An 11,942-nucleotide genomic window follows, 5' to 3' on the forward strand; every position below is an offset into this window, starting at 1 on the left:
GCCCGGTGCGGCGTCCGCGTGGCGGGACGGTTCGTCCCTCGCGGTGCCTCGTATGGGACCCTGTCCTGCATGAACGATCAGTCCACCGGCGCCGCCGCGCTCGCCGAACAGTATGTCCTGACGCTCTCCTGCCCGGACAAGCAGGGAATCGTGCACGCCGTGTCGAGCTACCTCTTCATGACCGGCTGCAACATCGAGGACAGCCAGCAGTTCGGCGACCACGACACGGGACTGTTCTTCATGCGCGTCCACTTCTCGGCGGAGGCGCCGGTGACCGTGGACAAGCTGCGCGCGAGTTTCGCGGCGATCGGTGACTCCTTCCACATGGACTGGCAGCTCAACCGGGCCGAGGACAAGATGCGGGTCGTGCTGATGGTCAGCAAGTTCGGCCACTGTCTGAACGACCTGCTCTTCCGCGCGCGGACCGGCGCGCTGCGCGTCGACATCGCGGCCGTGGTCTCCAACCACACGGACTTCGCCGAGCTCGTGGCCTCGTACGACGTCCCCTTCCACCACATTCCGGTGACGAGGGACACGAAGGAGCAGGCCGAGGCGCAACTGCTCGAACTGGTCCGCTCCGAAGGGGTCGAACTGGTCGTGCTGGCCCGCTACATGCAGGTGCTCTCGGACGAGCTGTGCAAGCAGCTCAGCGGCCGGATCATCAACATCCACCACTCCTTCCTGCCGAGCTTCAAGGGCGCGAAGCCGTACCACCAGGCGCATGCGCGCGGTGTGAAGCTGATCGGCGCCACGGCGCACTACGTCACCGCCGACCTCGACGAGGGGCCGATCATCGAGCAGGAGGTCGAGCGCGTCGGCCACGACGTGACGCCCGACGGGCTGGTCGCCATCGGGCGGGACGTGGAGTGCCAGGCGCTGGCGCGCGCGGTGAAGTGGCACGCCGAACGCCGGATCCTCCTGAACGGCCGCCGCACGGTGGTGTTCGCGTAGGACACGCGGAGGCTTCGCCCCCGCCCCCGGGGATCGTGTCGGCTGCGGGCGGACGGGGGGCGGCCTACATCCGGCTCAGGGACGCGGCGGCGAAGAGTACGTCTCTGATGGCCTCGCGGTCGCCCACCTGACCCGCCGCCGCTTCTTCCGGCGACACATGCCCCGCCGCCAGCCGGCAGAACTCCACCCCGTCCAGCGCGACATGCGCGACCTCGTGCTCGGCGGAGGCGACGCTCGCCGGGGAGTCGAGCGGGATCAGCCACTCGCCCCCGCCGGAGCCCTCGATCTCCAGACGCAGGCTGCGCCCGGGCGCCCCGGCGGCGACGAGCCTGCGGGGCGCCGGAGCCGACAGCCCCGCCCGCCGCCGCTCGGCGAGCGACACGGGCAGCATCCGCGCCGCCAGGTCGATCATCCGGTGCAGATGACGTGGCGCGGGCGGCTCGTACGGGTAGTCCACGGCGTCCGCGATGTCCCCCGCGTGCACCCAGCACTCGAAGGCGCGATCCAGCATCGAGTCGCTGAGCGGCAGTGCGAAACCGCCGTACGACACGGCGAGCCGCCCGGAACCTCCGCCCGCGAACGACACCGTCCGCACGATGTGGTGGCTCTGCTCCCGCCAGGGCGCGCGCACGGCCCGGGTGGGCGGGAAGTGCGAGGCACGCCAGTACGCCTCGGTGCGCTGCGAAGGGGTCGGGGCGCCCGCCGCCCCCTGCGCGCCTCGGTCCTCTCGGCCGTCGCGCCGCCGAGCGGGTCCTCCAGGCCCAGTGCGACCCCCACCAGCCCGTCCACGGAGAGCAGATGCGCGATGACCCCGGCCACGGTCGTACGCCGGCTCACGGGCCCGTCGCCCTCGAACCAGCGCAACCGCACCGGCGCGTGCCACTCCGCGTCCCCTATGTCCTGCAACAGCGCGTCGAGCCGCGCGGCCTCCGCGTCGTAGGGCGCCGCCCACTCGGGCACCGGGATACGCGCCGGACGCCGGTCCAGGCAGCCCTCCAGGACCCGGGTGCGCAGCGTCGGGTCGAGATCGAGGCTCTCCGGCGGGTGCAGCAGCCCGACCGCCCCGCGCAGCCGCAGCGCCTCGTCCGCGCACGCACCGCACTCCCCGAGGTGCTCCTCGACCGCCGCCGTCTCCTGCGCCGAGCAGGCGGCCAGCGCCCACGCGCCGAGCAGCGACTTCAGCACCCGGTGTTCCAGGACGAGCGGCGCGGGTTCCGGCAGCGGCAGTCCGGTGTCCTCGACGGAGGAACGCGGCATGGGGATGCGCGGCGGCTGCCCCGGCCCCGCGGGTCCGGCGGGACCGCTGAACCCACCGCCGCCGCCACCGCCGCCCCCGCCTCCGGCAGGGCCGTCACCATGACCGCCGTCGATGTCTCGGGGTCCGCCGGAACTCCGGTCGGCCGCCTCCTGCGCGCGCCCGCCTCCGTCCCCGCCGTCCCCCTCACCGCCCTGCTCCTTCGCCTCGTGCTCTTCGTGCTCTTCGCGCTCCTTGTGCTCCTCGTGTTCGTCCAGAGGCCTGTCGAAAGGCTCGTCGAAGGGCTCGTCGAAGGACTCGAACCGGTCCGCTCCTCCGCTCACCGCGCACCTCCGTATTCGGGCGGCGTGCCGGAGAGCCCGGCGTCGTGGGCGGTGGACAGCAGTTGCAGGCCGAGGCGGAGCCGGCGGCGGGCCTCGTCCTCGGTGACGCCGAGGTCGGCGGCGGCCTGGCGGTAGTCGCGGCGCTGGAAGTACGCCAGCTCCAGGGCGGCCCGCAGTGGGGTCGGCATGGACGTGACGATGTAGTCCGCGCGGGCTGCGACGGAGGCGCTGCGCACCTTGCGTTCCAACTCCTCGGTGGTGCCGCCGCAGTCCAGGGCGAGCGCGGCGGTCTCGGTGGCGCGCAGCCGCTGCACGGCGAGCCGGTGGGTCAGCGTGGCGATCCAGGAACGCAGGGGCCCCTGCTTGGGGTCGTAGGACTCGGGGCTCTGCCAGACGTGGGCGAACACCTCGCGGGTGATGTTGTCGGCGGCCCGTTCGTCGCCGAGCACGCGGTGCGCGAGGCCGTGCACGAGCGAGGCGAACCGGTCGTAGAGCTCACCGAGCGCGGCCGCCTCCCCGCGTGCGAGCCGCTGCTGCATCTTGCGGTCCCAGCGGGGCGGTGCGTCCTTCGTCGCCATGCGGCCCCCTCACTCTGCTCCTGCCCGGCGCCTGTCCCTGCGTCCCTGTCCGTACCTGTCGGCGGCCGGCGTCCCCGTCCAGCCTGTGTGCATCGCTGTCTCGAATGTAGTCGGCACGTCCGACAGCGCACGCCCCTTTACGTCAATGTGCGCCCCTGGACGGCGTACGGATGGTAGAAGCCCATCGCTTCCCCCCTTGGATTCGATCGAACTAGACCGTACGTGACCACTAGACGACCGAAACGGCTCGGTCGTCCAGCATTTTCGACCGTAGACCGACGTTTCATCGATCGCTCACCGGTGTTTCATGGAACGACGGTGGGGCAGCCGCGCTGAAAGGAAGCGTAAGAAGTGCTTCCGTTTTTCGGCGGGCGAGGCGAGCGGGAGGCGTTGTGGTGACGCTCAAGGTGACCGACGACGAGTGGGGCGAGTGGGGTGAGTGGGCCGTGCTCCGGGTGTCGGGCGAGATGGATCTCGTGACGTCTCCGGTGCTGCGCCGACGGGTGCACGAGGCGGTGGCGGAGGGTCGCCACAGTCTGGTCCTGGACCTCTCCGAGGTCCTCTTCTGCGACTCCAGCGGCGTCGGCGTCCTCATCGCGACCCGCCGCCTGGTCCGCTCCTGCCAGGGGCGCCTGCGGCTGATCCTGCCGGCCCAGGGCGCGTCCGACGGCTCCCACGTCAACCGCGTGCTCGGGGCTCTCGGTGTGCGCCGCCTCTTCGACGTCTATCCGGACGTCGTCTCGGCCGTCGACGAGGAGTCGAGCCCGCTGTCGGCGTGAGCCCGCGCCACACAGTTGTCCGCGCCATACAGTTGTCCGGGAATTCCCTCGGTCTTGGCACAACCGTCGTTTTCCCGCACCCCCGGTTGCCCGGGCGTCGTACGCTCCGTGCCAGATGAAACCGCAGTCCGGCTGAGAGTCCGGCTGAGTTGTAAGGCGGTCCGAGAAGACCATGGTCAGTACCGAGTACGAGCGCAGGATTGCCGCCCGCTTCGCCGGCTTCGACCAGGACGGCAACGGCTACATCGACCGGGAGGACTTCAACGCCGCGACGAAGGCGGTTCTCGCCGAGTTCGATACGGCGGCACGGTCGGACAAGGGTCAGGCCCTGTACGTCGGCGCGGAGGCGTTCTGGCAGGGCATGGCGGGGATAGCGGATCGTGACGGCGATCAGCGCATCACCCGGGAAGAGTTCGTGAACGGCGCCGTGAAGCGGTTGCGCGACAATCCCGGCCGCTTCGGGGAGATCGCCCGGCCCTTCCTGCACGCGGCCCTCGCCGTCGCGGACACGGACGGGGACGGCGCGGCCACGGTCGAGGAGGCCGTCCGCGTACTCAGGGCCCTGGGCGTGCCCGACGGCGTCGCAGCCCTGGCGGCCGCCGCGCTCGACACCGACGCCGACGGCCGGATCGGCGAAACGGAGGTCGTCACCTCGTTCGCCCGCTACTTCACGGTGCCGGAGTAGGCCTGCTCCGCAGTTGTCTTCACGGTGCCGGGTCCGGCCCTACGGCCCCGGCACCTCCGGCACGCTCCGAAAACCGCTCCCGGAGCTTGTACTTGAGCACCTTCCGGAGCGTCTCGTTGCGGGGGAGGGCGTCCACCACCTCCAGCTGCTCGGGGAGTTTGTGGACGGAGAGTCCTTCCTCGCGCAGGTACGAGACCACGACGGCGAGCGTCAGTTCGCCGGCGCCCGGGGGCTGTTCGACCACGGCGCAGACCCGCTCGCCGCGGTCGGCGTCCGGGAGGCCGATCACCGCGACGTCGCCGACGGCCGGGTGCCGGTGCAGCAGGTCCTCGATCTCCTTCGCCGAGATGTTCTCGCCCTTGCGGATGATGACGTCCTTCAGGCGCCCGGTGAGGACGAGGTGCCCGCTCTCCGTCAGATGTCCGACATCACCGGTGATCAGGAACCCGTCCTCGTCGAAGGCCTCGGCGGACTGCGCCGGGTCCAGATACCCCTGGCAGACGGCCTCCCCACGCAGCCGTACCTCGCCGTCCACGATCCGTATCTCCATGCCCTCCGGCGGCCTGCCCTCCGTCGTCGCGAGGTTCTCGGCCGTGTCGTCCGGCGCCCCCATCGTGATCATCGGGACCTCGGTCATCCCGTACCCGTGGGTGAGCTGCACGCCCATCTCCCGTACGACGGAGTGGTAGACCTCGGGCGGCTTCGGCGCGCCCCCGCCCGCCAGCAGCCGCAGCGTGGGGACGACCGGCTCGGCGGGCCGTTTGCGCTGCTCGGCGAGGAACATCGAGTAGAACGCCGTCGAACCGCCCGCCACCGTCACCCCGTGCCGCCGGTACTCCGCCAGCGCCTCCGGCAGCGCGAAGTGCTCGAACATCACCGCGGGGAAGCCGTACAGCAGCAGCATCACCGTGTAGTCGGGCCCGGCGATGTGCGCGTACGGGAAGGCCATCGAGCCCACGTCGGAGGCCGACAGCCGCAGCGCGTGGGCGAGACACGACCCGCCCGCGATCAGTGAACGGTCCGTGTGGAGGACCCCCTTGGGGTCGGACGTCGTCCCCGAGGTCCAGTAGATCCAGCGGACCGAGGTGCCCTCGGCGGGCGGAGCGGGCAGCACGGCGGGATCGCCGTCCGGCAGCACGTCGTACGCCTCGAAGACACCCTTCGCACCGAGCCGCCGCGCCATCGCCGTGTGGTCGAACCCGCGCCACTCGCCCGGTACGGCGAAGTACTCGGCCTTGGACTCCCTGAGCGCGAAGCCGACCTCGCGGTCGCGGTAGAAGGGGATCACCGGGGACTGCACGGCGCCGAGGCGGGCCAGGGCGAAGGACAGCAGGGCGGTCTCGATACGGGTGGGCAGCTGCCAGGCGACCACCGTGCCGGGGCGTACGCCCATGTCGTACAGGCCCGCCGCCACCCGCTCGGCGCGGTCGCGCAACTCGCCGAAGCTCAGGGTGCGGTCGCCCTGGAGGAGGACCGGGCGGTCGGGGGTGAGGTCGGCCCGGCGGGCGACCAGTTCCCAGAGGGTGCGGGATGCGCTCAGTGCGTGGGCGGTGTCGTTCACGGCGGCGGCCCCCTGTGACCGTGATGGAACTGACGGACAGTCAGATCGTGGGCAGAGCGTAGGGCTCGGCGCCTTGTCGGTCCAGGGGTGCGGGACTAGCCTGCTGGAGAAGTGAGAATCTGACGACCCATCAGATAGGTACGCCAGGCGGAGGGGAACCATGACCGAACTGCCCCGCATCATCAGCGTCGACGACCATGTGATCGAGCCCGCGCACCTCTTCGAGACCTGGCTGCCGAAGAAGTACCAGGACCGGGGACCCAAGCCCCTCACGGCCGGCATCGGTGAACTCGCCTACGTCGGCGGCAAGTACCAGATCACCATGGACCCGGACGGCCCGCCCACCGACTGGTGGATCTACGAGGACCTCAAGTTCCCGTACAAGCGCAACATCGCCGCCGTCGGCTTCGACCGCGACGAGATGACCCTGGAGGGCATCACGCGCGCGGAGATGCGACGCGGCTGCTGGGACCCCGTCGAGCGGCTCAAGGACATGGACCTCAACCACGTCGAGGGAAGCCTCTGCTTCCCGACCTTCCCCCGCTTCTGCGGGCAGACGTTCGCCGAGGCGCACGACAAGGAAGTGGCCCTGGCCTGCGTGCGCGCGTACAACGACTGGATGGTCGAGGAGTGGTGCGGCGACAGCGGCGGCCGGCTGATCCCGCTGTGCCTCATCCCGCTGTGGGACATCGAACTGGCGGTCGCGGAGATCCGGCGCAACGCCGCGCGCGGAGTGAAGGCGGTGACCTTCTCCGAGATCCCCACCCACCTCGGCCTGCCCTCCATCCACTCCGGCTACTGGGATCCGTTCTTCGCGGTCTGCCAGGAGACGGGGACGGTCGTGAACATGCACATCGGTTCCTCGTCGCAGATGCCCGCCGCGTCCCCGGACGCGCCGCCCGCCGTACAGGCCTCGCTGTCCTTCAACAACGCGATGGCCTCGATGATGGACTTCCTCTTCAGCGGGGTGCTGGTGAAGTTCCCACGCCTCAAACTCGCCTACTCGGAGGGGCAGATGGGCTGGATCCCGTACGCCCTGGAGCGCGCCGACGACGTCTGGCAGGAGCACCGCGCCTGGGGTGGCGTCCGGGACCTCATCCCGGAGCCGCCCTCGACGTACTACTACCGGCAGATCTTCTGCTGCTTCTTCCGCGACAAGCACGGCGTCGCCTCGCTGGACGTCGTGGGACGGGACAACGCGACCTTCGAGACCGACTACCCGCACGTCGACTCGACCTTCCCGCACACCAAGGAGGTCGCCCTCGACCATGTGAAGGGCCTCGACGACGAGACCGTCCACAAGCTGATGCGCGGGAACGCCATCCGCATGCTCGACCTGGACCTCGACAAGTAGCGGGCCCATGGACCTCACGTACACCCCCGAGGAGGAGGAGTTCCGCGCCCGGCTGCGGGAGTGGCTCGCCGAGGTGCTCCCGTCGCTGCCCCCGAAACCGTCCCCGGACGACTGGCCGGGCCGGCGGGCGTACGACCTCGGGTGGCAGCGGATGCTGTACGACGCCGGGTACGCCGGGCTGCACTGGCCCGTCGACGCCGGGGGCCGGGGCGCCACGCCGACCCAGCACCTCATCTACCTGGAGGAGACGGAAAAGGCGGGCGCCCCCTACGTAGGGGCCAATTTCGTCGGACTGCTGCACGCCGGGCCGACCATCGCCTCCGAAGGGACCCCCGCACAGCGGGCGCGCTGGCTGCCGCCCGTGCTGCGCGGCGAGGAGGTCTGGTGCCAGGGGTTCAGCGAACCGGACGCCGGCTCGGACCTCGCGGCACTGCGCACCCGCGCGTGGCGGGACGGCGACGACTACGTAGTGAGCGGGTCCAAGATCTGGACCTCCCACGCCGAGGTCGCCGACTGGTGCGAGCTGCTGGTCAGGACCGACCCGGCGGCCCCGAAACACCGCGGGATCTCGTGGCTCGCGATGCCGATGGACGCGCCCGGGATCACCGTCCGGCCACTGCGCACCCTCGCGGGCTCGACCGAGTTCGCGGAGGTCTTCCTCGACGAGGTGCGGGTGCCCGTCACGCACCGGGTCGGCGCCGAGAACGACGGCTGGCGCGTGACCATGGTGACCCTGTCGTACGAGCGCGGTACCGCCTTCGTGGGCGAGGTCGTCGCCTGCCGAAGGGTGCTGGGGGAGGTCGCGCGCGAGGCCCGGAAGAACGGCCGCTGGGACGATCCGGCGCTCCGACGGCGGCTGGGCGGGCTCAACGCCGAGTTCCGCGCACTGTGGCGGCTCACGCAGTGGAACGTGAGCGAGGCACAGAGGAACGGGGGAGTGCCGGGAGTCGGCGGTTCGGTTTTCAAACTGAGGTACTCCCACGCGCGGCAGGAGCTGTACGACGCCGCCGCCGAGGTTCTCGGGCCCGAGGCGCTGGACCTGGGCAGGGAGTGGACCCTCGACCGGCTCAGCTCCCTGTCGTACACCATCGCGGCCGGCACCTCGCAGATCCAGCACAACATCGTGGCCGAGCGCATCCTGGGCCTGCCGAAGGGACGGTGAGTACTTCCCCGTGGACTTCCAACTCACGGACGACCAGCGAGCCTTGAAGGCGGGCGTGCGCGAGCTGCTCGCGGCGCGGTTCGGCCGGGAACGGCTGCGCGCCGCCGTGGACGAGGGGCCGAGGCTCGACCGGGCCCTGTGGCGTGAGCTCGGCGAGGCGGGGTTCTTCGCGCTGCGCCTGCCCGAGGCGGAAGGCGGCGTCGGACTCGGCCTCCCGGAAGCGGTGCTCGCCTTCGAGGAGGCGGGACGGGTCCTGCTGCCCGGCCCGCTGATCGCCACGCATCTCGCGGCGGGCGTGGTGGACGGGGCCGCCACCGGAGAGACGGTGGTGACGGCCGTCGACGGCGGCGGCCTGGTGGAGTGGCTGGCCGAGGCGGACGTCGTACGGGGGGAGGCGACCGGCGCCGAGCCGCTGAGGTCGGTGGACCCACTGACGCCGCTGCACCGGGTACCCGTATCCGGCGGAGCCGGTCTCGCCGACGTACGCCCCATGGGTTCCACCGGCGCACTCCCCACGGCTCCCCTCACCTCGCTCTTCACGGCGGCCGAACAGCTCGGCACCGCCGCCCGCGCCTGCGAGACGGCCGTGCAACACGCCCGGACCCGCGAGCAGTTCGGGCAGCCGATCGGGGCCTTCCAGGCGGTCAAGCACCTGTGCGCGCAGATGCTGGTGCGGGTGGAACTGGCGCGCGCCGCGGTCTACGCCGCCGCCGTCACGGCCGACCCCGTGGACATCGCGGCGGCCCGGCTGCTCGCCGACGAGGCCGCCGTGCGCGGCGCCCGCGACTGCCTCCAGGTGCACGGCGGCATGGGCTTCACCTGGGAGTCCGACGTCCACCTGTGTCTGAAGCGGGCTTGGACACGGACTCAACGTACGGGATCGGCTACGGAGAGTGAGGAGTTGTTGGCGGCCGACCTGGTGTCCGGAGTGGGCCGATAGGGCTCTGTGCAGGCACGCTCCGGAAAGGGGTGCAATGAATGTCGCGGATCGTGGCATACCGGAATTACGGAGCGTTGATATCGGGTTGTGTCCTACGCGTGACTTGTCACGGCCTGGAGTCGGCGGCGGGCTCGGGTACCTTGTGTGAGATGCGAGTGGTTCCGAGATCGAGCGATCCCGGTGTTGCCTCTGAGGCCGCGCCGGATCCGGCGATGCTCGCCGCTCGCAAGGCAGTGCGGACCCCCGCGACTGCCTGTTCGACTCCCCGTGGCGAGCGTCGCACAGTATGCCGCACGCGTACTCCTTCGCGCTGGAATATGCCCGAAGCGCTTGTTGGGGTGACTGTACGTCAACCATGCTGTCTCTCAAGGGAATCACGTTCCGTGATCCTGGTTCTGGTCATGCAGGTCATGGCCACGATCGTGGCCCTCGTGAGGCGCGAGGCGATGTGTCCGCCGGTTCGGATGGTGTGAGCGGTGCAGGTGCTTCAAGTGCAGCTGGAGATCCGGCCCGACCCCGCGGAGGTGGGGCGAGCTCGGAGGTGGGCCCGTTCGCGGCTCGCCGGGTCCGGGATAGCGGTCGATGAACCGCTCGCCGAGACGCTGATCCTGCTCGTCTCCGAACTCGTCACCAACGCCGTGGTGCACACCGGCTGTCCGGCCGTGCTGCGGCTGTCCGTGCCGGGTGTCCTCGGAGAGTCCATCGGCACCGTCCGCTTGGAGGTGGCCGACTCCAGCGCCCGCCCCCCGGTACCCCGGCACGCCGAGGGCGACGAGACCAACGGCCGCGGCCTGGAGCTGGTCGACGGTCTGGCGGACCGCTGGGGCTGGAACCCCGAGGGCGCCGGCAAGAGCATCTGGTGCGAGGTCGACCGCTGTACGCAGGGCGCCCGGGCGGGGGTCGCGTACGCGGCTTCCTCCTATGAGGACTTCGCGTACGAGGCGTACGAGGCGGTCTAGTCCGCGTCCGCACTCGCTCCCGTACCTCTGGTGTCTCCGGTGCGGGAGCACGGTTCGTGCATCTGTGCACGCGTTCCGTTTCCGCGGCCCGGGTCGGGGCCGAGTGCGCCGGGATGTGCTTCCGTGCGCGCCTTCGCAAAGGGTGCGTAAGCGATAATTCCCCGATCGGGTGTTGACGTGGCGTGTCCGTTTGATCACGCTTGTGTTCAGCGATTCGCCGCGAGGGGACGACGAGGGTTTCGGTGACGGGAGCCCTCGGCGAGTGCGGGTCGTGATTCGGCGTCGGTCCCTACAGGGCCAGAGGGAGCAGGGCGAGTACGCCGGAATCGGATGGCGGCGCGCGATGCCGTGCTCGGGGCGCGCAGTGGCGCGCCGCCAGCCGACCCTTTCCCCCCTCAGAGGATGGCCACCGGCGCCACGGGGGTACCCGTGCCGCCCACGAAGGGTTCCGGCATCGCGGACAGCAGGAAGCTGTAGCGATTTTCTTGTCCACAGGCTGTGGACAACTCTTCGAGATTCCAGTTCTGGCCCTGCAACATCCCCATCTCGACCAGGTCGAGCGCGTGCACGGGCAGCCACAGGTCCTCGATTTCGGGAGGAAAGATCTCAAAAGTGAGAGTGTCGTTCGCGACAGCCGCTACATCGCGTGCGTGGAACCACTCGGGCGTACGGATCGACAGCCCGGGCGACGGATACCCGTACGCGTGCTTGTCGCCGGCCAGGTAGACCTGGATCTGCCCGGTCCGCACGAGCACGATGTCCCCGGACCGCACCCGTGTGCCCGCCAACTCCTCCGCCGCGTCCAGGTCTTCGGGGGTCACGGCGTGCCCGCCGTCGAGGCGGTCGACGCCCCGCGCGCGCGGGATGTCGAGCAGGACGCCCCGCGAGACGATGTGCCGGGGCTTGTCGATGCCGCTGAACTCGGCGCCGCCGTGCGGGGTGATCGTGCCGGCCGGGCGGCCGTTGTAGAGCTTCCCGGAGTGTGAGACATGGGTGAGCGCGTCCCAGTGGGTCGCCGCCTGGAGCCCCAGGGTCACGGCGTCGTCGCTGCACGCGACCGTGCCCGGACCGAAGATCTCCTGGTTGATCTGCACCATGACGTGCAGCGGATTGATCCGCCCGGGGATCATCCCGGTCTGCACCCCGTCCTGCTGGAGAGGGAGCGCGAGCGGAACGCGCCGCCCCGTGCGGACGCAGGCGACGGCCTCCCGTACCACCTCGTCGGTGATCAGGTTCAGGGTCCCGATCTCGTCGTCGGCGCCCCAACGCCCCCAGTTGTTCACGCGCTTGGCGATGTCGTGGAACTCGACCGGAAGTGACATGAGTCCTCCGCGGGGCTTGTCTCCGGGTATCTGACGGGTCGTAGAATCCGAGGAGACCGAATCTAACGGACCG

General features: G+C 70.5%; 10 protein-coding genes and 1 pseudogene. 7 read left to right on the forward strand and 4 right to left on the reverse strand.

The window, feature by feature from the left end:
• Nucleotides 1-69: 69 nt before the first annotated feature.
• Entirely contained in the window at nucleotides 70-951 is an 882-nt protein-coding gene (purU, locus tag AQJ27_RS23310) for a formyltetrahydrofolate deformylase (protein ID WP_067371997.1), read from the forward strand.
• 64 nt (nucleotides 952-1,015) lie between these two features.
• Here purU and AQJ27_RS23315 read toward each other — a convergent pair.
• A pseudogene (locus AQJ27_RS23315) lies at nucleotides 1,016-2,322 on the reverse strand (maleylpyruvate isomerase N-terminal domain-containing protein).
• Nucleotides 2,323-2,525: 203 nt separating this feature from the next.
• Nucleotides 2,526-3,107 (reverse strand): sigma-70 family RNA polymerase sigma factor, encoded by a 582-nt coding sequence (locus AQJ27_RS23320; RefSeq protein WP_067372000.1) that lies wholly within the window; start codon nucleotides 3,105-3,107, stop codon nucleotides 2,526-2,528.
• A gap of 395 nt (nucleotides 3,108-3,502) precedes the next feature.
• On the opposite strand from AQJ27_RS23320, the gene AQJ27_RS23325 reads away from it, so the two are divergent.
• Entirely contained in the window at nucleotides 3,503-3,886 is a 384-nt protein-coding gene (locus AQJ27_RS23325) for an STAS domain-containing protein (protein WP_180293995.1), read from the forward strand.
• Nucleotides 3,887-4,058: 172 nt separating this feature from the next.
• Complete coding sequence (locus AQJ27_RS23330; RefSeq protein WP_067372006.1) at nucleotides 4,059-4,571, forward strand: EF-hand domain-containing protein; 513 nt, start codon at nucleotides 4,059-4,061, stop codon at nucleotides 4,569-4,571.
• Between the two features lie 19 nt (nucleotides 4,572-4,590).
• On the opposite strand, the gene AQJ27_RS23335 is transcribed toward AQJ27_RS23330, so the two are convergent.
• Nucleotides 4,591-6,132: a class I adenylate-forming enzyme family protein gene (locus tag AQJ27_RS23335; RefSeq protein ID WP_067372009.1), complete on the reverse strand. Its 1,542-nt coding sequence runs from the start codon at nucleotides 6,130-6,132 to the stop codon at nucleotides 4,591-4,593.
• 160 nt (nucleotides 6,133-6,292) lie between these two features.
• Between AQJ27_RS23335 and AQJ27_RS23340 the strand changes: the two genes are divergently transcribed.
• From AQJ27_RS23340 to AQJ27_RS23355, 4 genes are all read left to right on the forward strand, one after another.
• Nucleotides 6,293-7,486: an amidohydrolase family protein gene (locus AQJ27_RS23340; RefSeq protein WP_067372012.1), complete on the forward strand. Its 1,194-nt coding sequence runs from the start codon at nucleotides 6,293-6,295 to the stop codon at nucleotides 7,484-7,486.
• Nucleotides 7,487-7,493: 7 nt separating this feature from the next.
• Entirely contained in the window at nucleotides 7,494-8,648 is a 1,155-nt protein-coding gene (locus tag AQJ27_RS23345; protein WP_067372015.1) for an acyl-CoA dehydrogenase, read from the forward strand.
• Between the two features lie 10 nt (nucleotides 8,649-8,658).
• A complete protein-coding gene (locus tag AQJ27_RS23350; RefSeq protein WP_067372018.1) occupies nucleotides 8,659-9,588 on the forward strand; it encodes an acyl-CoA dehydrogenase family protein in 930 nt (309 codons plus the stop codon).
• Between the two features lie 476 nt (nucleotides 9,589-10,064).
• Nucleotides 10,065-10,547, forward strand: a complete 483-nt coding sequence (locus tag AQJ27_RS23355; protein WP_079065178.1) for an ATP-binding protein — start codon at nucleotides 10,065-10,067, stop codon at nucleotides 10,545-10,547.
• Nucleotides 10,548-10,942: 395 nt separating this feature from the next.
• On the opposite strand, the gene AQJ27_RS23360 is transcribed toward AQJ27_RS23355, so the two are convergent.
• On the reverse strand, nucleotides 10,943-11,869 hold the full coding sequence (locus tag AQJ27_RS23360) for a cyclase family protein (RefSeq protein WP_067372029.1): 927 nt from the start codon (nucleotides 11,867-11,869) through the stop codon (nucleotides 10,943-10,945).
• Between the last annotated feature and the right edge of the window lie 73 nt (nucleotides 11,870-11,942).

Source organism: Streptomyces olivochromogenes, from assembly GCF_001514115.1.
GTDB classification, from domain to species: Bacteria; Actinomycetota; Actinomycetes; order Streptomycetales; family Streptomycetaceae; genus Streptomyces; species Streptomyces olivochromogenes.